Origin of the sequence: Streptosporangium sp. NPDC002721 (genome assembly GCF_042888905.1) — a bacterium.
Taxonomy (GTDB): Bacteria; Actinomycetota; Actinomycetes; order Streptosporangiales; family Streptosporangiaceae; genus Streptosporangium.
In genome coordinates, this window is sequence record NZ_JBIAQI010000031.1 from 68,668 (window position 1) to 88,794 (window position 20,127).

Sequence of the window (20,127 nt, forward strand, 5' to 3'; positions counted from 1 at the left end):
GCACGGGAGGTCACCGCCACCGGGGTCTGGGGCTGACGACGGGACGGCGGGAGTCCCCCACCCGAGCACGTCCCACCCCAGCCTCTCCCCCTCCCGTTCCTGTCGCGAGCACCCGAGCACCCGGCGGTGAGCATGTCCGATCCCGCCGCCGGGATCCCCACCCCCGACAGCCAAGGAGAACGTGATGTTGATCTTCCGAGGCGTCGCGCTGGTCGCGGCGGCCATCACCATGGGACTCGTAGCGGGTCTCTTCTACTCCTACGCCTGCTCCGTCATGCCCGGTCTGGCCCGGACGGACGACCGGACCTTCGTCAGCACGATGCAGCGGATCAACGTGGCGATCCTCAACGGCTGGTTCGCCGCCTGCTTCGGCGGCGCGCTGGTGCTGACCGCCCTGTCCGCGGTACTCCACCTCCAGGCGGACGGACGGCCCGTGCTGCCCTGGATCGTGGCCGCGCTCGTCCTGTACGTGGTGATGCTCGCCATCACGATGGGGATCAACGTGCCGCTCAACAACGCGCTCGACGCGGCCGGGGACCCCGACCGCGTCGCCGACCTCGCGGCGGTACGTGAGCGGTTCGAGGCGGCGTGGGTCCGCTGGAACCTCGTCCGTACGCTGGCGTGCGTGGCCGCCTTCGGCTGCATCACCTGGGCCCTCGTCGTGTACGGGCGCACCGGCCTGCCGAACGGGTCATGATCGAAGCCTGACCACGCCTCCTGACCACCGACACGCACGGGAGCCCGTCGATGACCGGGTACCAGGTACCGGGTTCTCACCGTCGACGACGACCCCGCGATCCTGCGCTCGTTGTCACGCGGCGAAAGTGCGCCGTGCTACCCGCCGTACGCGAGTGGCCCACCCGTATCCGGACCCATCCGGGGGAGACATGAGAATCCATCGCCTGCGAGGACCCGCCGTCGCGACGATCGCCGCACTCACGCTGGCCTGCTCGACGGCCCCGGCCCCGGCCCGCACCCTGCCCCGAGCCGCGTCCGTCCCCCTCACGGCGGCCGCGCCGGACGTCGCCGGAGCGGGCTCCTTCGACCTCCTACGGCCTTCGGCGCGTCCGGTCGAGCTGCGGAGCGCCCCGAGGAGGCTCTCGGTGACCTACACCTACGAGGGAGGCAGGCGCACGCTCGGCGACTTCCTCGCGCGTACGAGGACCAACGGCTTCGTCGTCCTGGACGGACGGCGCATCGTGGCGGAGCGCTACGTCAAGGCCGATCGCGACACCCGGTTCCAGTCCTGGTCGATGGCGAAGTCCTTCACGTCGGCCGCGATCGGCATCGCCCTGCATGAGGGGCACATCCGCTCGATCGACGACCCGGTGACCCGTTACCTGCCCGAACTGCGCGGCTCGGGGTACGACGGGGTGTCCGTCCGGAACCTGTTGCGAATGTCCTCGGGAATCGCCTGGGACGAGCGCTCCGACATACCGAAGGTGCAGATGGCCGCGAACCGGGGTCGGCCGGTCGGGAAGATCGCGGCGCGGCAGGTGCGCGGCTGGGAGCCCGGCAGCAGGTTCGAGTACACGAGCATGAACTCCTTCGTACTCGCCGAACTCGTCAGCCGGGCCACGGGCACGCCGTACCACCGGTATGTGGAGGAGAAGATCTGGAAGCCCGCCGGTATGGAGTCGACGGCGCGCGTCGACAAGGACTCCAGCGGCGACAGCCTCGGTTACTGCTGCTACCACGCCACCGATCGGGACTTCGCCCGATTCGGCCTGCTCTATCTCCGTGACGGGAAGGCGGGAGGACGCCAGGTCGTACCGCGCTCCTGGGTCAGGATGTCGGCCAAGCCCTCAGCCTCCTTCAATCCCGGTTACGGGCTGCACTGGTGGCTCGGCGACGGCGACCGGGGAGACTTCCTGGCCGCCGGATTCGGCGGGCAGTACATCTACGTCTCTCCCAGGCAGGAGGTGGTCATCGTCAAGTCGTCCCTCTCCGCCTCGGCCAACGACCAGCGCGAGGCGCTGACCGCGTTCCGCGCCGTGGCCGCCGAGGTGGTGAGAACCCGCTGACGGACGCGGCGACAAACACGGCGACGAGCGCGGTGACGGACGCGATGACGGGTGACGCTAGCGCGGTCGGGCGCGTAGCAGTTCGATGACCGCGCCGATGTCCGCGTCACCCCAGCCGCGCTCGGCCGCCTCCTCGTAGCGCCGCTCGACCAGCCGGGCGATCGGCAGGTCGACGCCCGCCGAGCCCGCCAGGTCGACGGCGAGCCGCACGTCCTTGGCGGCGAGCCTGGTCGTGAACCACCCCTGGTGGTCGCCGCTCACGACGTCGTCGACCCGGTTGTGCAGTGCGGGGGCGACGGTGGGCCAGGTGAGGAGGAAGTCGTGCAGCAGCGTCTCGTCGAGGCCCGCCGCCAGGCCCGTGGCGGCCACCTCGGAGAGCGCGGCGATCCCGGTCATCAGCAGGTAGTTGTTCAGCAGCTTGAAGGCGAGCGCCGCGCCGGGGTCCCGGCCGCAGTAGGAGTGGGCGGCGAACACCTCCGACCACACCGGCTTCAGCACGTCGGTGACCTCACGCTCGCCCCCCAGCAGGACCGACGCCCGCCCCTCGGCGACGGCCGGCGGCCACCCGATGACGGGCGCGGCCACGAACCGGCCCCCGGGGGCCATGTCCCGCAGCGCGCGGGCCGTGTCCGGGGCGACGGTGCTCGTGTCGGCCACGACGGGCCCGTCGGAGCCGGTTCCGGCCAGCCGCGACATCACCTCGCGCACCGCCTGGTCGTCGGCGAGTGACAGCAGCACCCCTTCGGCCCCCCGCGCGGCCTCGGCGGGCGAGGACGCCTCGACGGCACCGAGGCCCACCAGGTCCTCCGCCCGCCCCGGCGTGCGGTTCCACACCGTGACCGGGAAGCCGCACTCCAGCAGCCGCCGGGTCAGTGCCCGCCCCATCATGCCCATCCCGAGTACAGCGACGTGCATAGATCATCCCCCCTCACGCCATTGTGCCCTCGTGGGTCCGGGTGACCCGGGCCGCCACGCGGGCGGCGTCATGGTGGCGTCACGCGACGGCGTCACGGGGTTTCAGGCCGGGCGAGCACGTGCCGGGAAGGCTCAGGCCGGGTAGGCGTGGGTCTCGGTGGCCTTGACGGCCGCCCAGATCCGCTGTCCCGAGGTCAGGTCGAGGTCCGCGACGGCGGCGGGGGTGACGTCGGCCGAGGCGGCGATCGGCCCCTCCAGGTGGATGCGGACGTTGTCGCCGTGCCGCTCGATACCCTCGATCGTGGCCTCCCAGAGGTTGCGCGGGGTGCCGTCCGGGCGGGTCCGGTAGAGCGCGACCGCGCCGGGCCCGAAGGCGACGAACGCGGGACCGTCCAGATGCTCGGCGACGCTGAAGCTCACCTCCCCGACGGTGACCTGTCGTCCCGCCGCGAGACCCCGGTAGAGGTTGAGGCCGACCAGGCGGGCGACGTAGTCGGTGCGCGGGCGCCGGGCGACCTCCGCGGGGGTGCCGCGCTGCACGACGGCGCCGTTCTCGATGACGACCAGCTGGTCGGCGAGCACCATCGCGTCCAGCGGATCGTGGGTGACCAGGACGGTCGCGCCGTCGAAGTCCGCCAGGTGCCGGCGGAGCTGGGAGCGGATCTCCAGGCGGGTGTGGGCGTCGAGGGCGGCCAGCGGCTCGTCCAGCAGCAGCAGGCGGGGCCCCACGGCGAGGGCGCGGGCCAGGGCGACGCGCTGGGCCTGACCGCCCGACAGCTGCCGGGGTTTCGCCGCGACATGCCCGGTCAGGCCGACGCGCTCCAGCCAGGCGGCGGCACCGCGCCGCGCCTCCGCCCTGGAGGCGCCTCGGCAGCGAGGCCCGAAGGCGACGTTGTCCAGGGCCGACAGGTGCGGGAAGAGCAGGTAGTCCTGGAAGACCATGCCGATCGGGCGACGTTCGGACGCGAGGGTGTGCAGCGCCTCGCCGTCCAGGAGGATCCGCCCTCCGGACAGGGCGGTGAGCCCGGCCAGCGCGCGCAGCGCCGTGGTCTTGCCCGCGCCGTTGGGGCCAAGGAGGGCGACGACCTCGCCCGCGGCGACCTCCAGTTCGATGTCCAGGTGGAAACGGGGCCGGGTGACGACAAGGTGGGCGTTCAGGGTCACGGGCCGCTCACCCACCGGTCGCGCAGGCCGGCCAGGATGACCACCGAGACGGTGAGCAGGACGAGACTGAGCACGATGGCGGCCTCGGGTTCGGTCTCCAGGGCGAGGTACACGGCCAGCGGCATGGTCTGGGTCCGGCCGGGGAAGTTGCCGGCGAAGGTGATGGTGGCCCCGAACTCACCCAGCGCGCGAGCCCAGCACAGTACGGCGCCCGCGACGACGCCGGGGGCGATCAGGGGCAGGGTGACGCGGCGGAAGATGGTCCAGCGGGAGGCGCCCAGCGTCGCGGCGGCCTCCTCGAAGCGCGGGTCGGCGGCGCGCAGCGCGCCCTCGACGCTGATGACCAGGAACGGCATGGCGACGAACGTCTCCGCGATGACGACCCCGGCCGTGGTGAACGGCAGGGTGACACCGAAGGTGGAGTCCAGCCACTGGCCGACCAGGCCGCGCCGGCCCAGGACGAGCAGCAGGGCGACCCCGCCGACCACCGGGGGCAGCACGAGGGGGACGGTGACCAGCGCCCGCACCAGACGGCGGCCGGGGAAGGCGACGCGTGCCAGCATCCACGCCAGCGGTACGCCGAGCAGCAGGCACACCAGCGTGGCCACGGTCGCGGTCACCAGCGACAGGCGCAGCGCCTCCAGCACCTGCGGCTCGCCCAGCCTCTCCGCCAAGGTGGACCAGGGGGCGCGGACCAGCAGCCCGGCCAGCGGCAGCGTCAGGAAGAGCATGCCCGCCACCGCGGGCAGCACCAGCACCCAGGGCAGGCGACCCGCCACCCCACCGGAAGGACCACCGAAAGAACCGCCGGACGGACCGCCGGGCGGACCGCCGGTCAGACCACTCACCGCACCGCGCCGCGCACCGCCATCCGGCACGCCCCCGGCCGGACCACCCGCCGCGCCACCGGGCGGGCTCCCCGTCACGCCACCGGGCGGACCGCTCACGGCGCCGTCAACTCGTCGTACGGGCGTGGTCGGCGATCTCCACGACCACGTTGGTGGACTTGATCACGGCGACCGCCATCACTCCCACCTCCAGGCCCAGTTCGTCGGCGGCCTGGCGGCTCATCAGCGACACCACCCGGTACGGCCCCGCGGCGATCTCCACCTGGGCCATCACCGCGTCCCTGATCACTTCGGTCACGATCCCGCGGAAGCGGTTCCGGGCCGAGGAGTGTCCCGTACCGTCCTCGGACTCGATCTGGGCGCGCGCGAACGCCGCCAGGTCGGCGCCCTCCACCATCCGGTGGCCGTGCTCGTCCCGCCGGGCCGCGAGCCGCCCGGCGTCCACCCACCGGCGGACCGTGTCGGGGCTCACCCCCAGCAGCGCGGCGGCGTCGCTGATCCGAAACGTCGTCACGAACAATCACCATACCTTCGCGTATTCACACCCATATGCCCCTCCCCCATGGCAGTCGCGCCGCGATCCTGTGTCACGTCACCGCTCCTGCGAGCCCGGACGATCTGGAGGACCCTTTCCCTCCCCCGGGGAAACGCTCACATCGGCACACCGGCACACCGGGACACCGGTGAGCGGCCGACGCGCATCCCGTCCGGCGTACCGTCGGTGATCTCCAGCGGCACCGGGATCCGGGCGACGTCCCGCTATCCCTCGGCGTTCCGGGCGGCCAGGTTCCGCTGCCACTGCTCCATGACCTGCCGGAAGGCCTCGCTCAGGAGGAGAAGGAGTTCGGCGGAGGACTCGAAGCGGGCGCCCGCCGGGGTCGCGGGCCCGAGGATCTCGGCTCCGCGCCGCGACGCGGCCGCCAGGTCCTCGTTCATCCGCAGGGCCGCGAGGAGGGACGGGAGCCAGATCCCGTCGTCGATGACATAGCGTTCACGCCGCGCGCCGGGAACCCGTTCCCGCTTGAGCATTCCCTGCCGTTCGAGGAAGGCGACGGCGTGCGAGATCGACGCCGGGCTGACGCGAAGCCGCTTCACCAGGTCGGCGGCGGTCAGGTCGCCGGAGTCGGTGATGTACAGGCAGGCGAGCACCCTCGCCTCCATCCGGGGCAGGCCCTGCTGGATGAGGAGGGTGGTGAAGGACTCCGTGAAGTCCTGCACCGCCCGGGGGTCACGCCCGTGGCCGCCGTCGGGGACCGGCGGCGCGGGAGGCCGATCCTGCCTCTGCCGGCGCGCACGACGCCGCGTGGCCTCGTGCGCCCGGTCCGCCCCGTAGTCGTCGGGTCCGCCGTTGCGGGTGACCTCCCGCATGATGGTCGAGGCGGGCCGCCCCAGGCGCTTGCCGATCTCGGTGTATCCGAGTCCCTCGGCCAGCCCCGCGGCGATGTGCTGCCGATCCTGGCCGGTCAGTCTGCCTCCGGGCATCGGTGCTCGTCTCCCATCCGTCGACCTGTCGACACGCGCGGACCTCGACGTCCCGGCACGCTCCGCTGCACAGTATGCATTCACGCTCAGTTCATTGCAACGCCCGCTCTGGCTCCCCATTGCATTCAGCGTCACACTCATTGCAATAGAAGCTCATTAAGCCCTTCAAAACAGGCAGTACAAGTAATTTAGAGTGTTGCGAGATTTATGAATGCAATGTACTGTCGCAGACGTTCAGGGATTTCCGAACGTTCGCGAGCGCCGGTGGCGCCGCGGAGGAAATCCCGCGACCGAGCTCCAGCTCGCCGAGGCCACGGGCGTCACGCCGGGATGGGCCTCGCGGATCGAACACTGTGCTCGAACACTGTGCGCGAGGGGATTCATGATGGAAAAAGGCAACGGCGGCTTCTCCGAGGCGGGGCTGCGCAGGCTGCGTGACGTGCTGGCCCGGCATGTCGAGTCCAGGAGGATTCCCGGCCTCGTCGCCCTGGTCGGCCGGGGTGAGGAGACGCACGTCGAGGCGTTGGGGACGATGCGCCACGACGGTGGCGCGCCGATGCGCCGCGACACCATCTTCCGGATGGCCTCCACGACCAAGCCGGTGGCGATGGCGGCGGCGATGGTCCTGGTCGACGAGTGCAGGTTGCGGCTGGACGACCCGGTGGAGCCGTGGCTGCCCGAACTCGCCGACCGTCAGGTGCTGAGGCGGATCGACGGCCCGCTGGACGACACCGTGCCGGCGCGGCGGCCGATCACCGTACGGGACCTGCTCACCTCCACGTTCGGGCTCGGCATGGACATGACGGCGCTGGGCGCCCCGATCATGGGCGCGGTCTTCGAGCAGGGGCTCACGCCCGACCTGCCGACGCCGATGCCCGAGCCGGACGAGTGGATGCGCCGCCTCGGCACGCTCCCGCTGATGCACCAGCCCGGGGAGCGCTGGCAGTACCAGATCAGCCACGACGTGCTCGCCGTGCTGGTGGCCAGGGTCTCCGGCCGGTCGTTCGAGACGTTCCTGCGCGAGCGCGTCCTCGAACCGCTGGGCATGAAGGACACCGGTTTCCACGTGCCCGCCGACAGGATCGACCGGCTGCCGGCCCTCTACGCCCCCGACCCGCGGACCGGAGAGTTCGTCGTGTGGGACGAGGCCGCGGGTGGACGGTGGAGCGAGCCTCCGGCGTTCCAGGGCGGTGGCGGCGGGCTGGTCTCCACCGCCGACGACTACCACGCCTACTTCCGGATGCTGCTGAACGGCGGGACGCACGGGGGCGAACGCGTCCTGTCCCGGCCCGCCGTCGAGCTGATGACCACCAACCGCCTCACGCCCGAGCAGCAGGCCGCCCGGCACGCCATGGCCGTCGACAACGTTCACGTGTCGTTCGGCCAGGGTCAGCACGGCGGCTGGGGCATGGGGATGGCGGTGCGCACCTACCGGGGCGACTACGCGCCCGTCGGCCAGTTCGGCTGGGACGGCGGAAGCGGCACCTCGACCTACGCCGACCCGCGCAACGGGCTCGTCGGCATCCTGCTCGCCCAGGTCGGGATGTCGGTCCCGGATCCGGCGCGGCTCATCCACGACTTCTGGACCACGCTCTACCAGGCGATCGACGACTGACATCCGGGCTCGCACCCGGTGCGCCCGTCCTTTACCGATCGGCGGGAAAGGACGGGCGCACGGGAGGCTAGGCCTGCTCGGAGATGCGGAACGACTGGGCGGCGCCGCCGTTACAGGTGCTCTGCGCCAGCTGGACGCTGTCGGCCGTCGAGGAGCCCGGCACGCTCAGGCACTTGCCGCTGAGACGGCTGACGAAGTGGAAGTAGCCGCCGCCCTCCGACACCGCCTGCCACTGCTGGTTGTTGCCGCCGCCGTACAACCACAGCTGCAGGAGGGCGCCGTCGGCGCTGGAGACGTCCTTCACGTCGATGACCTGGGCGCTGTTGTTGCGGTTGTTGAGCCGCGCGAAGCCGCCGCTGGTCGGCTGGACCTGGAACTGCTGGGCGAGGGTGCCGTTGCAGGTGTACTGCTGGATCGCGGTGCCGTTGGCCGAGGCGGCCGCGCGGGCGTCCACGCACTTGCCGCTGGCGCGGTTGGCGAGGCTGTACCAGGCGGTCGGCGAGATGGTGTCGGTCGGGGGCGGGGTGCTCCCGCCGCCCAGCCACAGCAGGCCGTCGATGACGAACCGGTTTTGCACCTCACTGGCGAACGTGGACGACAGCGGGGTGTTGTTGGTGTAGTTCATGGCGTTGTGGCCGAAGTTCGCGTACAGCATCTTGTAGTTGCGGTTGGTCCACATGATCGGGTAGTAGCCGCTGTACCAGGTCTGGTTGGGGTCCGTGCCGACCGGGAAGCTCGACTGGTCGATCGACCCGAGGATCCTGATGTTCGCGTTGTTCCTCAGGTCGTTGGTCCAGCTGTACCACTCGCTGACCGACGAGGTGAAGGTGGCGGGCAGCCGCGCCGTGGAGGGGTGCGCCCCGCCCTCCGTGCGCATGGTCACCGAGGTGGGGCCCCAGGTGTTGGACCGGAACGCGCCGGTGCCGAGGAGCTCGTTGTGGTACCACGACCAGCTCTGGGCGTTGGTGTTGAACGCGCTCACGTGGAAGCCCATCCACGCCCCGCCGTTACGCATGTACTGCTCGAACGCCGAGCGCTGGGCGGCGTTCTGCGGCAGGTCGTCCAGGAAGATGACCACCTGGTACTGCTGGAGGTTGCTCGCGTTCAGCTGGCTCCAGTTGTTGGTCGAGGTGTAGGAGAAGTTGTGCTGCGCGGCCAGCTGCGGGAACCAGCGGTTGGCCTCCTTGACGAAGTCGACGTGGGCCGCGTCGTACACCCCGTTGTAGAAGGCGATCACCTTGAAGCTCGGGGCGGCCGACGCCCCCGCGCTCCCTCCGGCCGGAAGGGTGGTGAGGCCGAGCGCGAGGGCGAGCACGGCGAACAGCCGCACCCACGTCCTCGCCGTGCTGACCATGTTTTTCCTGGTCATCTACATTTCCTCTGTCTCGCGACGAACGACAAAGGCGAAGCCCGCCCCGCCCACGGGCATAACGGAGACCGGCGTTACCAACAACTTCGGCAAGCCGAGGACGGTTCTTGTCTAACTTAATTCAAGTTATGTGAAGAAAAAATGTCAAGAAGATCGCGAAGCCGGGAAATACGCGCACGGACGGGGCGGCGCCCAGCGCGTACGCGGAAGCGCCGCTTGGCAAAACTGCCCACGTTCACGGAAGCGCCACCCGGCAAGACTCCCGCGTACGCGGAAGCACCGCCCGGCATGACTGACCACGTTCGCGGAAGCGTCACCCGACATGACTACGCGAGCCGGTCCCGAGCGGTTCAAACCGCGTTCAGTCGAGGGCGGGGGCGGACTCGTACCGCAGGTCCGCGCCGAGGCTCAGCGCGAGCCTGCGGGCGAGCCCGGTGTTGCGGCGGTGGTCCAGCCTGCCGACGGCCATCTCCAGCGCCTTGCGCTCGCCGACGACGACCACCCACGAACGCGCCCGGGTGAGCAGGGTGTAGAGCAGCTTGCGGCGCAGCATCACGCCCCCGGACTCGGTGACGAGCGGCGCGACCACGAAGGGATACTCGCTGCCCTGGGAGCGGTGGACACTGATGGCGTACGTGTGGGTGAGCTCGTCGAGCTCGCCGAAGCCGTACTTCACGGTCTGCCCGTCGTCGGTACGGATCTCGACGAGCCGGTCCTCGGGAGTGATGGCGGTGACCGTACCGGTGTCGCCGTTGAAGACGCCCTTGTCGTAGTTGTTGCGGATCGGCATGACACGGTCGCCGACCCGGAAGGCGGAGGCACCCGACCAGTGCTCGGCGACTCCCTCGCGAGCCGGGTTGAGCCGCTCCTGGATCATGCGGCCGAGCTCGGCGGTCCCCGTCAGTCCCCTGCGCATCGGGCACAGCACCTGGACCTGGTCCGGGCTCACCCCCTGCTTGCGCGGGATCGCCACCGTCGCCAGGTGCATCACCCGCTCAGCGACCCGCTCGGGGTCGTCGACCTCCTCGAACCAGAAACCTCCCCCGCCGGGGAGCGCGGGCACCTCGCCCGCCCTGACCCGCCGGGCGGCCTGGATGATGCCGCTGCCCTCCGCCTGGCGGAAGACCTTCGTCAGGCGCATCCGCGCGATCGCCTCGACCCGCAGCAGGTCGGCCAGCACGCTGCCGGGGGCGATGCTGGGAAGCTGGTCGCTGTCGCCCACGACGAGCAGGTGGCTGCCGGGCTGGACGGCCGCGGTGAGCCGGGTGGCCAGGCTCAGGTCCAGCATGGACGCCTCGTCGACCACGATCAGGTCGGCCTGCGCGGGCGTCTGCTCGAACAGCGTGCCGCTCTCGGGGTCGGGCCGGTGGGCCAGCATCCGGTGCACGGTCATCGCGGGCAGGCCGGTGAGCTCCGACAGGCGCTTGGCCGCCTTACCGGTCGGCGCGGTGAGGGTCACCGTGCCGCCCATCGCCCGTACCGTCGCCGCGACGGTCTTGACGGTGTGGCTCTTCCCGCAGCCGGGACCGCCGGTGAGGATGGACACGGTGCTGGTGAGCGCCATGTTCACCGCTGCCCGCTGGTCCTCGTCCAGCCCGGGGTCCTCCTGGAAGGTGCGCATGGGCAGCGTCGAGGCGGCCTCCCAGAGCCTGGTCAGCTGGGCGGTCAGCGTGAGCTCCCGGCTGTGCGTCTCCTTCAGATAGACCACGGCCGTCCCGTGGCCGTCCGGCGACGCCTCGACGACCACGCGGCGGTCGGCGACGAGGGCGTCGACCATCCGGCCGACGAGCTCGTGGTCCTGCTCGACGAGCTCCGCGGACTGGGCGACCAGCGCGACCAGCCGTACGTAACAGTGCCCGTCGCGGCTCGCCGCCGTCTCCAGCCTGTCCAGGATCGCCGCCTTGATCCGCTGCGGGCTGTGCTCGGGGACCCCCGACCGCAGGGCGATCCTGTCGGCGGTGCCGAACGCGATGCCCCTGACCTTGCCGATGAGCCGGTACGGGTCGGAGGTGAGGATCTCCCCCGAGTCGGCCCCGAAGACCTGGTATATCTTCGCCGCGAGCAGCGGGCTGATCCCGAAGCCCTGCAGGACCACCATGAGCTCGGCGATCGCCTTCTGCTCCTCCCACGCGTCGGCGATCTGGGCCTGCCGCGTGGGTCCGATGTTGACGACCTCGGTGAGCCGTTCCGGCTCGGTGTCGATGACCGTCAGCGTCGCCTCGCCGAAGTGGCTCACGATGGCGTGGGCGAGCCTCGGCCCGATGCCGCGGATCAGGCCGGAGCCCAGATAGATGCGGATGGCCCGGACCGTGGCCGGTACCAGCCGCTCGCACGCGACGACCTCGAAGCGCCTGCCGTGCCGCGGATGCTCGCCCCACTCGCCGACGAGCCTGAGCGTCTCCCCCGGCTGGACCCCGCCCAGGGCCCGGCCGGAGGCGACGAAGCCGGGCACGCCCTCGGCGCTCATCCGCGCGATCGTGTACTCGTCCTCGCGGACGTACACCAGCTGCTCGACAGATGCCTCCACGGCAGAAAGCAACCCCTCCGTACTGGCCTCACCTCATCCTTCGCACATCAGACCAGCTCACCCGGGGTCCCCACAAGCCGTGACGTCCCGGGACGGCGATGGACGATGCCGTCGGAGGTGAGGGCCGGGCGGCTACGCGCCCGGCCCGGGTGGTCGCCTGCCGCCGTCAGAGGTCAGACACCCCCGCCGGGGGCGATCACCGGCTGGCTCGCCACCCGCCAGTGGGGCATGGGCCCCGGTCCTGGCTGAGGAGGCCGCGGACCGGGGTACGGAGGCCGCGGGCTCGGGTGCGGAGGACGCCATCCGGGGTACGGGGGCCGCCACCCCGGGTACGGAGGACGCCAGCCCGGGTACGGGGGCCGCCAGCCCGGATAGCCGACCGGGTACGGAGGACGCCACCCCGGATAGGGAGGACGCCATCCGGGGTAGGGAGGACGCCAGCCCGGGTAGGGAGGACGCCAGCCCGGGTAGGGCGGGTCCCACTGGCCCGGGTAACCGCTGGGGTATCCGGGATAGCCACCCGGGTAACCACCCGGGTGGCCGCCCGGGTAACCCGGCGCGGGCACGCAGTCGTACTGCGGGCACGGTGTGGTGAAGCACTGCCTGGGCGAGGGGACGCAGACGCGGCCCGGTCCGCAGTTGACCGCCGCGCACGGCGATCCGGGAGGACCGCACGTACCGGCCTCCTGCGCGGTGGCGGCGGCGGCCGGCTTGGCCGCCGCGACGGACGGCGTCCCGTCCGCCCACGCCGTGGTCGTTATGGCCGGCGATCCCGCCGCGATGACCGCGGCCAGGACCAGTTTTCGAAGCATTTTTCCCCCAGATGTCATGATCGGTTCTGACTCTTCGACGATGCTCGCACCGGCCTTACCTGCTAACGGCAAACTGGATCCCAGCAAGTCGGATGGCTTGTCGGGAATCGGTTGACGACGCTGTCGCACCGATGGAATCGACCGTTTTCTCCGCTTTTCTCAGCCGTCGATCCGGGGTTCACAGTCGTCGGCGCGAGGGTTCGCAGTCGTCGATCCAGGCGGTTCGCAGTCGTCGGTCCGGGCGGTTCGCAGCCATCGGTCCGCGTGATTTGCAGTCGTCGGTCCGGGCGGTTCGCAGCCATCGGTCCGGGAGTCCGCAGGCGTCGATTCGGGGTCCGTGGCCGTCGGCCCGAGGGGAGGACGTCTCTCCGTCGCTTCCTGTCGGCGCTGGTTATGCTGACGGCAGGGACACGGCTACCAGGGGGCACACATGGCTCGGCCCGGGACGCGCGCGACCGTGCGCGACGTCGCGGCGGAGACCGGCCTGTCCATCGCCACCGTCTCGCGGGTCCTGAACGGGCAGGCCAACGTCGCCCCGCGCACCCGGGAGCTGGTGCTGCGGGCCATCGGCCGCCTCGGGGACCAGGCGCCCCGGCCGCGCGCCGGACAGGAGACGACGGCCGGCGGCACCGTCTACGTGCGCTGCCCCTACCTGCTGACCGACTACTTCGGGCTCATCGTCTCCTCGGTCGGCGAGACCATCGAGCTGCACGGCGGCCAGATGATCCTGAGCACCGGGGAGTCCGCCCAGCACACCCCGGCGCTCGCGGGCCTGCCCGACCGCCCCGACATCGCGGGGGCGATCCTGATCCTCCCCCCGGAGCCGGGCGAGGAGCTCGTACGGCTCCGCGACCGGCGGTTCCCCTTCGTGGTGATCGACCCCAGGACGCCGCCTCCCAAGGACATCGTGGCGGTGTCGGCCGCGCACTTCGCGGGCGCGCGCAAGCTGATGGCGCACGTGGTCGGGCTCGGTCACCGCCGGGTCGGCATCGTCGGCGGCCCGGTGAAGTGGCTGCCCAGCGAGGCCAGGCTGGCGGGATACACCGCGTCGCTCGCCGACGTCGGCGTCCTGCCGTCGGCCGAGCTGCTGCGCAGCGTGCGCGAACCCAACTCGGAGAACGGCTACCGCGCGGCCTGCGAGCTGCTGGACCTGCCCGAGCGGCCGACGGCGCTGGTCGCGTTCAACGACAAGATGGCGGTCGGCGCGCTGTGGGCGGCGGCCGAGCGCGGCCTGACCGTTCCCGGCGACCTGTCGATCGCGGGGTTCGACGACCTCGACCTCGGCCGGGCTACCCTGCCGACGCTGACCACGGTGCGCCAGCCCTTGCAGGAGATGGGCCGGATGGCGGTCACGCTGCTGATGCGGCTGCTCAGCCGGCACACGCTGGAGGCCCTGCACGTCTCCCTGGGGACCGATGTGATCGTCCGCGGCTCCACCGGTCCCGTTCCCCGCTGAGAGCATTTGTTTCATTTGTTTCATCAACAGCACCTGCCGTAAGCGCCGTAAGGCACGTGCAGACCCCGGCGTTTCCGGGCCTTGACAACCGTTTTCCACATGTGTTGTCCTGTCGTGCAACAGAAAAGTTTCTTATCTGTTACATCGGTTACAGCGACGGTCCCCGGGATGAAGCGCGTATCCAGCAGCGAACGGCCCGGGACGTCGCGGGCCCGATCACACCCCCCGAAAGGACCCCCTGCCGTGCCTCGACCACCTCGCCGGGCCCTCACCCTCGCCCTGGCCTGCGCCGCCGCCCTGTGGGCGACGGGACCTGTCGCCGCCACTCCCGCCCTGGCCGCCAACGAGCCCGTGAACATCTGGCTCACCACCACGTCCGACGCCGGCGGCCGGACCGTCACGCGGGGTCTCCAGCAGCAGTCCCCCATCGCCTTCGGCCCCGCCGGAGGCAGTGCCAACCACACCATCACCGTCAACGAGGGCACCACCTACCAGCAGTTCGAGGGCGGCGGAGCCTCGATCACCGACACCACCGCCTACCTGCTGCGCGGCGGCCCGGTCAGCGCGGCCACCCGCGACGCGGTGATGCGCAGGCTCTTCCACCCCACCGACGGCATCGGCCTGTCGTTCGTGCGCAACCCGATCGGCGCCTCCGACCTCTCGCGCCCCGGCCACGTCTCGCTCGACGACACCTGCTGCGACCTCAACGACTTCGGCGCCAACGGGTACGACACCAACGTGCGCCTGCTCACCCAGCAGGCCAAGTCGCTCAACCCGGCCCTGCGCGTCAAGGGCGTACCGTGGAGCGCCCCCGGCTGGATGAAGGACAACGGCCGGATGGACCAGATGGGCTGGCTCAAGTTCGAGCACTATCCCACGTACGCCCAGTACCTGGTCAAGTACGTCCAGAGCTACCAGAACGCCGGTGTCCCGGTCGACTACATCTCCGTGCAGAACGAGCCCAACTGCTGCCAGGCGGGCAACCCGACCGCGATGAACTATCCCGGGATGAGCTGGAACTCCTCCGGGCTGGCCGAGTTCACCAAGAACCACGTCTACCCGGCCTTCCGCGCCGCGGGCATCACGACCAAGGTCCTCGTCCACGACTGGAACTACGGCGACTACGCCGCCATGGGCGCCGGCGTGCTGAACGACGCGGGCGTGCGCAACGACCCCCTGTTCGGCGGCATCGCCTGGCACGGCTACGGCGGCGACCCGGCGATCGGCACCCAGGTGCACAACCAGTATCCGGCCGTACGCCAGTTCAGCACCGAGCACTCGGGTGGCACCTGGATCGGCAACCAGCACAACGAGGACCTCGCCGACATCGTCAACTACGCCCGCAACTGGAGCGGCAGCCTCGTCAAGTGGAGCCTCGCCCTCAACCAGAACATGGGCCCGCACAACGGCGGCTGCAACGTCTGCACCGGCCTGGTCACCGTCCAGGAGGGCGGCTCCCGCGCGGGTCAGGTCGACAACACCATCGAGTACTACACGACCGGCCACCTCACGAAGTTCGTCAGGCCCGGGGCGTTCCGGATCGACTCCACCGCCAACGCCACGATCCAGAACGTCGCCTGGCGCAACACCGACGGCTCCAAGGCCCTGATCGCGCACAACCGCGGCACCTCGGCCCAGTCCGTCCGGGTCAACTGGGGCGGCCAGTCGTTCACGTACTCCCTTCCGGCCCGTACCACCGCCACCTTCACCTGGTCCGGCACGCCGAGCGGCAACCCCGGCAACCCCGGAGGCGGCGCCATCACCGGCCTGGCCGGCAAGTGCGTGGACGTCGCGGGCGCGAGCAGCGCCGACGGCACCGCCGTGCAGCTCTACACCTGCAACGGCACCGCCGCCCAGCAGTGGACCCGCCCCGGCGACGGCACGCTCCGCGTGCTCGGCAAGTGCCTGGACGTCGTCGGCAACGGCACGGCCAACGGCAGCCAGCTCCAGCTGTGGACGTGCTTCGGCGGCCCCAACCAGCAGTGGACCTACAATCCCACCACCAGGGACCTGGTGAACCCCGCCGCGAACAAGTGCGTGGACGTCACGGGCAACACCAGCGCCGACGGCGCCCGCCTGCAGCTGTGGACGTGCACCGGTGGCGCGAACCAGAAGTGGACGGTGTCCTGACCTGAGCGGACCACGGGCGCGGACCTCCGGACGGAGGTTCGCGCCCGCCGCGCGGTGCGGGAGACACGGGCCCGGCCTTCCCGCGCGAGCCCTCCGACGAGGAGTCCGCGCCGTGCCCCTTCCGGAGCCCTCCGGCCTGCGAACGTTTCCGTGGCGGCGTTCTCGCCGTGGTCCGCCGGCGCCGCCCCCTCGGTCGCGGCCGGTGGCCCGCGGCCCTTGACGCCAACTTTAGGCGTCGATGCGATTACCCACAGTGATTACGGTGCATGAGGTCCCATGCAAATAAACCCTCAGTACTCACGGGAGCACCCCATGCACACCCGCACCACCGCGACGGCGCTGGCCGCCCTCGGCCTTCTCGCCGCACTGACCACCGTCGGCGCGACCACCGCCAACGCCGCGACCGCCCCGGCCCCCTGCGCGCAGGAACAGCTCGCGCTGATGAACGCCGAGGACGCCCTCATCAACGTCGACTCCCTTCCGGAGGTCAAGGCCGCCCACAACGCCCTGCTGAAGGCCGGCACCACCGGGAACGTCGACCAGCTCTCCCAGAAGGCGGCTCTGCAGCAGCTCGGTGTCAAGGCACCGGGACTGGACCCCGCCGCGAAGAAGATAGTGGACGCCTACAACGCCGCCGGAGCCAAGTACGTGCAGGTGCGCGACGCGGCTCTGCAGAAGATGACACCGCAGCGGCAGAACTCCAGGGAGACGCTCAAGAGGTGCCTCATCTCCCACTCCTCGTGACCCCGAACGGGTGACACGGGCCGGAGTCCCCGGGACCACGACCAGGACGGCACACCTCCTGGCCCCCGGGGACCCCGGCAGGACCCGGAACCTCCCCTCCCGGCACGACCACCCCCGCAACCTCCGCTCGCGGCACGGGAACCCCTTGCCGCCCATCTCCGGCCCCTGGTACGCGTGGTCGGGCCGGGGCGGCCGGCGACCTCCCCGGTCGCGGCCACGAGACCAGGCGTGTTCCCCGCCGGGAGACGGCTCGTCGAAGCCGGCCGGCTCGTGGGTCCGGTTTTTGATGAACAACGCCGAACCGGCGGAGGCGACTGCCTCCGCCGGTTCGGCGTCGAGTGTGGTGCGGTTCATGACCTCACGGGAAGGTCAGAAGGAGTCGCGGTGGTAGTTGCCCCAGTCGAAGTGGCCGGAGTGGCCCTCGCCGACGCGGACGCGGAAGCCGTCGAAGCCGCCCTTGGCGCTGTAGCTGAACTTCCACCCGTGGTGACCGCCGGTGTTGAAGCGGCGGTTGTGCCAGCCGCGGTCGTCGTGGTAGTAGAAGTCGATGAAGGTCTTCTCCCGGTCGCGGTCGCGGTCCCAGGTGTCGATGTCGAAGTAGTAGCGGCCGTTGGAGTAGTACCAGTAGCCCTTGTAATAGGAGCGCTCGCCGCGCGACTCGCCGCGGCCGAAGCTGGAGTAGCCGGAGAACCAGTGCTTCTCGTACTGCGCCTGGGCGATCGAGGCCGTGCCCGCGGTGGCGGAGGTGGTCGCGGTGGCCGCCTGGGCGGGGGCGGCGACGACACCGGCCGCCAGGGCGCCGGCCAGAGCCGCACCGGCAAGGACGCTGCGAAGCTTGCGCATGGGATTCTTCCTTTGAGCGAGGGTGTTCGGGAACAACCTGTGTGACCTGCGTCCGGTGCGCTTCCTCAGTGCTGCGCGCTCCGGACAGCACTGACATTAGGCAGAAGGAAAGTCCCGTTCTGCGTACAAACGCACACATAAGCCCGAACGTGCATTACGACACACAAAGCCCTCCGGCCCGGCATCCCGGCCAGACCGGCGAGACCGGCGAGACCGGCGAGACCGGCGAGAGCGATGACCCGGCACACCCCAGCGGTGGGACCTCCAGCGACGGGCGGTTCGACGGGCGCCCGGGGTCACCGGCGCCGTCTCCCGCCGCCGGTCGTCAGGTCTCCTCGGGATCGCGCGCGAGCACCGACCGTCCGCCGTCGACGGGCATGACCACCCCGTTGACGAAGCTCGCGTCGTCCGACAGCAGGTACGCGACGGCCGCCGCCACCTCCTCCGGGCGTCCCACCCTGCCCAGAGGGTGGAGCAGGCGCATCTCGTCCTGGATGCGCCCGGCCGTCGCGGGTTCCTGCCGGTCGAGGAACGCCTCGTACCGTTCCGTGCCGATCGAACCCAGCGCGACGGTGTTGACGCGAACGCCCAGCGGCCCGTAGTCGACGGCCAGCGCCCGGGTCAGCCCCTCGGTGGCCGCCTTGGCCGTCACGTACGGCAGGGCTCCGCGAACGGCCCGCTGGGCCTGGTGCGAGGAGACGTTGACGATCGCACCGCCTCGGCCCGCCGCCAGGAAGCGGCGGATCGCCGTGGCGCACCCGACGACGGCGGGGTCGAGGTTCAGCGCGATGAGATCCAGGATCTCGCGCGCCGGCACCTCGTGCACCGAGGCGTCGCGGAACACCGCGGCGTTGTTCACCCAGCCGGTGAGCACGCCCGCGGCCTGCGCCAGATCGGCGGCCCGCTCCGTGACGGCCTCGTCCGCGGCGTCGCCGACCACGGCGACCACCCGGGAACCGGCCGGGTGGCCGCGGGTCCACGCGAGCGCCGCGGGGTCGAGTTCGATGACGACGACGATGTCCGCGTCTCCGAGAAGCCGCTCGACGATCGCGCGGCCGATGCCCTGGCCGCCTCCTGTCACGACGTAGGAACGCCCCACATCCACCTCCTGGCAAGATCGAGAACTATCGCCGGCGCGGGCGGGCACCCGGCCCGCCGTCACGCTCACGGTCGACTACCCACATCGCCCACGCCCTGACCCGGCTCTTCGAACGATCACCCACCCCGGGCGGCGGCCTCGGTACCTTCGCCGGCCGTCCGGGGTGGCAATGCGCCGCCGCGGACACCGGTGACGACTCCCGGCAGGGCATGCCACCGTAGATCACATGACGCCGGCCCAGCGACCCCTCACCTACCACGCGTTCGTCGCGCTCGCCACCGCCGACCCCGCGGTCGTCGGCCTCGTTCTCAAGGGTTCCCACGCTCACGACGACATGGCCACCGGGCACTCCGACCACGACCTGTACGTGGTGATCGCCGATGACGCGACAACGGACCTCACCCGGTTCGGCGGCCACCGTACTCCTGAGCTCGATCTCGTCATCGTCTCCCTCACCGAGTTCCGCGCGGCTGGAATGCCCGGCTTCGAGCGCTACGCCCTTGCCCGAGCTGAAATCGTGCTCGACAGGCTTGACGGTGGCATCGCCCGGATCCTGGCCGCCAAGGCGCGGCTCGACGCCGATGAGGCGTTCCGGAACTCCGCCGAATGGCTCGACGCCTACGCCAACTCCCTCTACCGCTCCGTCAAGAACGACCGTGACGGGCATCCGCTCGCCGCCCGCCTCGACGCCGCTGACAGCGTCCGGTTCCTGCTGGAACTGCTCTTCGCCCTCGACCGTCGTCCTCGCCCCTACAACAGGTATCTGGAATGGGAACTCGCCCGGCACCCGCTGCCCGGATGGGACACCGGCATGCTGCTGGACACCGTGGACCGCATCTCGGGAACGGGCGACGTGCCCCTGCAACGACGCCTGTTCGCCCGTGTCGAGCCGGCGGCCCGACGCGCCGGGCATGACGCGGTGCTGGATGCGTGGGGCGAGGATCTCGACCTGATGCGACCGCGATAGGAGAACCCGCGAAAGGCTCCCGCGCCGCTCACGGCCGGTCAGAAGCGCATCGGCGCCCGGTCTCCGGTCGTGCGGCGACGCGACGAACCGGTTCTGGCCGGACATCGGCCGTGGCGCGATAAGTGACCGATA

At 70.9% G+C, this 20,127-nt stretch carries 16 protein-coding genes; 7 read left to right on the top strand and 9 right to left on the bottom strand.

From position 1 onward, the window contains the following. The first annotated feature begins 184 nt into the window (after nt 1–184). Together ACFYWM_RS36420 and ACFYWM_RS36425 are read left to right on the top strand one after the other, a co-directional pair. The gene (locus ACFYWM_RS36420; protein WP_389923624.1) at nt 185–697 is read left to right on the top strand and encodes a DUF1772 domain-containing protein; all 513 of its coding nucleotides are present in this window, start codon (nt 185–187) and stop codon (nt 695–697) included. Between the two features lie 190 nt (nt 698–887). After that, nucleotides 888–2,024 (top strand): serine hydrolase domain-containing protein, encoded by a 1,137-nt coding sequence (locus ACFYWM_RS36425; RefSeq protein ID WP_389923627.1) that lies wholly within the window; start codon nt 888–890, stop codon nt 2,022–2,024. Nucleotides 2,025–2,081: 57 nt separating this feature from the next. Here the strand turns inward: ACFYWM_RS36425 and ACFYWM_RS36430 are convergent, their stop codons facing one another. The 5 genes from ACFYWM_RS36430 to ACFYWM_RS36450 all read right to left on the bottom strand — a co-directional run bounded on the left by ACFYWM_RS36430 (nt 2,082) and on the right by ACFYWM_RS36450 (nt 6,433). Next, complete coding sequence (locus ACFYWM_RS36430; protein ID WP_389923630.1) at nt 2,082–2,939, bottom strand: NAD(P)-dependent oxidoreductase; 858 nt, start codon at nt 2,937–2,939, stop codon at nt 2,082–2,084. A gap of 132 nt (nt 2,940–3,071) precedes the next feature. Then, nucleotides 3,072–4,103: an ABC transporter ATP-binding protein gene (locus tag ACFYWM_RS36435; protein WP_389923633.1), complete on the bottom strand. Its 1,032-nt coding sequence runs from the start codon at nt 4,101–4,103 to the stop codon at nt 3,072–3,074. Then, on the bottom strand, nt 4,100–4,834 hold the full coding sequence (locus ACFYWM_RS36440) for an ABC transporter permease (RefSeq protein WP_389923742.1): 735 nt from the start codon (nt 4,832–4,834) through the stop codon (nt 4,100–4,102). The genes ACFYWM_RS36435 and ACFYWM_RS36440 overlap by 4 nt, the downstream gene beginning before the upstream one ends. A 223-nt stretch (nt 4,835–5,057) precedes the next feature. Continuing rightward, a complete protein-coding gene (locus tag ACFYWM_RS36445; protein ID WP_389923636.1) occupies nt 5,058–5,465 on the bottom strand; it encodes a molybdopterin-binding protein in 408 nt (135 codons plus the stop codon). A gap of 245 nt (nt 5,466–5,710) precedes the next feature. Next, nucleotides 5,711–6,433: a helix-turn-helix domain-containing protein gene (locus ACFYWM_RS36450; RefSeq protein WP_389923639.1), complete on the bottom strand. Its 723-nt coding sequence runs from the start codon at nt 6,431–6,433 to the stop codon at nt 5,711–5,713. Nucleotides 6,434–6,818: 385 nt separating this feature from the next. Here ACFYWM_RS36450 and ACFYWM_RS36455 point away from each other — a divergent pair, with 385 nt between their 5' ends. Further along, nucleotides 6,819–8,048: a serine hydrolase domain-containing protein gene (locus ACFYWM_RS36455; RefSeq protein ID WP_389923641.1), complete on the top strand. Its 1,230-nt coding sequence runs from the start codon at nt 6,819–6,821 to the stop codon at nt 8,046–8,048. A 67-nt stretch (nt 8,049–8,115) separates the two neighbouring features. Here ACFYWM_RS36455 and ACFYWM_RS36460 read toward each other — a convergent pair whose 3' ends face one another. After that, on the bottom strand, nt 8,116–9,417 hold the full coding sequence (locus ACFYWM_RS36460; protein WP_389923644.1) for a ThuA domain-containing protein: 1,302 nt from the start codon (nt 9,415–9,417) through the stop codon (nt 8,116–8,118). A 361-nt stretch (nt 9,418–9,778) separates the two neighbouring features. Further along, nucleotides 9,779–11,944, bottom strand: a complete 2,166-nt coding sequence (locus ACFYWM_RS36465; RefSeq protein ID WP_389923647.1) for an ATP-dependent RecD-like DNA helicase — start codon at nt 11,942–11,944, stop codon at nt 9,779–9,781. A gap of 1,242 nt (nt 11,945–13,186) precedes the next feature. On the opposite strand from ACFYWM_RS36465, the gene ACFYWM_RS36470 reads away from it, so the two are divergent. The 3 genes from ACFYWM_RS36470 to ACFYWM_RS36480 all read left to right on the top strand — a co-directional run bounded on the left by ACFYWM_RS36470 (nt 13,187) and on the right by ACFYWM_RS36480 (nt 17,086). Next, nucleotides 13,187–14,212: a LacI family DNA-binding transcriptional regulator gene (locus ACFYWM_RS36470; RefSeq protein WP_389923650.1), complete on the top strand. Its 1,026-nt coding sequence runs from the start codon at nt 13,187–13,189 to the stop codon at nt 14,210–14,212. Between the two features lie 243 nt (nt 14,213–14,455). After that, a complete protein-coding gene (locus ACFYWM_RS36475) occupies nt 14,456–16,342 on the top strand; it encodes a ricin-type beta-trefoil lectin domain protein (RefSeq protein ID WP_389923653.1) in 1,887 nt (628 codons plus the stop codon). 312 nt (nt 16,343–16,654) lie between these two features. Continuing rightward, nucleotides 16,655–17,086, top strand: coding sequence for a hypothetical protein (locus ACFYWM_RS36480; RefSeq protein ID WP_389923655.1), 432 nt, complete (start codon nt 16,655–16,657; stop codon nt 17,084–17,086). 369 nt (nt 17,087–17,455) lie between these two features. Here ACFYWM_RS36480 and ACFYWM_RS36485 read toward each other — a convergent pair whose 3' ends face one another. Then, nucleotides 17,456–17,929, bottom strand: coding sequence for a hypothetical protein (locus ACFYWM_RS36485; protein ID WP_389923658.1), 474 nt, complete (start codon nt 17,927–17,929; stop codon nt 17,456–17,458). A gap of 325 nt (nt 17,930–18,254) precedes the next feature. Beyond that, nucleotides 18,255–19,028 (bottom strand): SDR family NAD(P)-dependent oxidoreductase, encoded by a 774-nt coding sequence (locus ACFYWM_RS36490; RefSeq protein ID WP_389923661.1) that lies wholly within the window; start codon nt 19,026–19,028, stop codon nt 18,255–18,257. A 226-nt stretch (nt 19,029–19,254) separates the two neighbouring features. Between ACFYWM_RS36490 and ACFYWM_RS36495 the strand changes: the two genes are divergently transcribed. Continuing rightward, nucleotides 19,255–19,995: a hypothetical protein gene (locus ACFYWM_RS36495; protein WP_389923664.1), complete on the top strand. Its 741-nt coding sequence runs from the start codon at nt 19,255–19,257 to the stop codon at nt 19,993–19,995. Nucleotides 19,996–20,127 lie beyond the last annotated feature (132 nt).

Coding starts and splice junctions, on each gene's coding strand:
- ACFYWM_RS36420 (WP_389923624.1), top strand. CDS start 185: ATGTTGATCTTCCGAGGCGTCGCGCTGGTCGCGGCGGCCATCACCATG.
- ACFYWM_RS36425 (WP_389923627.1), top strand. CDS start 888: ATGAGAATCCATCGCCTGCGAGGACCCGCCGTCGCGACGATCGCCGCA.
- ACFYWM_RS36430 (WP_389923630.1), bottom strand. CDS start 2,939: ATGCACGTCGCTGTACTCGGGATGGGCATGATGGGGCGGGCACTGACC.
- ACFYWM_RS36440 (WP_389923742.1), bottom strand. CDS start 4,834: ATGCTCTTCCTGACGCTGCCGCTGGCCGGGCTGCTGGTCCGCGCCCCC.
- ACFYWM_RS36450 (WP_389923639.1), bottom strand. CDS start 6,433: ATGCCCGGAGGCAGACTGACCGGCCAGGATCGGCAGCACATCGCCGCG.
- ACFYWM_RS36455 (WP_389923641.1), top strand. CDS start 6,819: ATGGAAAAAGGCAACGGCGGCTTCTCCGAGGCGGGGCTGCGCAGGCTG.
- ACFYWM_RS36460 (WP_389923644.1), bottom strand. CDS start 9,417: ATGACCAGGAAAAACATGGTCAGCACGGCGAGGACGTGGGTGCGGCTG.
- ACFYWM_RS36470 (WP_389923650.1), top strand. CDS start 13,187: ATGGCTCGGCCCGGGACGCGCGCGACCGTGCGCGACGTCGCGGCGGAG.
- ACFYWM_RS36480 (WP_389923655.1), top strand. CDS start 16,655: ATGCACACCCGCACCACCGCGACGGCGCTGGCCGCCCTCGGCCTTCTC.
- ACFYWM_RS36485 (WP_389923658.1), bottom strand. CDS start 17,929: ATGCGCAAGCTTCGCAGCGTCCTTGCCGGTGCGGCTCTGGCCGGCGCC.
- ACFYWM_RS36495 (WP_389923664.1), top strand. CDS start 19,255: ATGACGCCGGCCCAGCGACCCCTCACCTACCACGCGTTCGTCGCGCTC.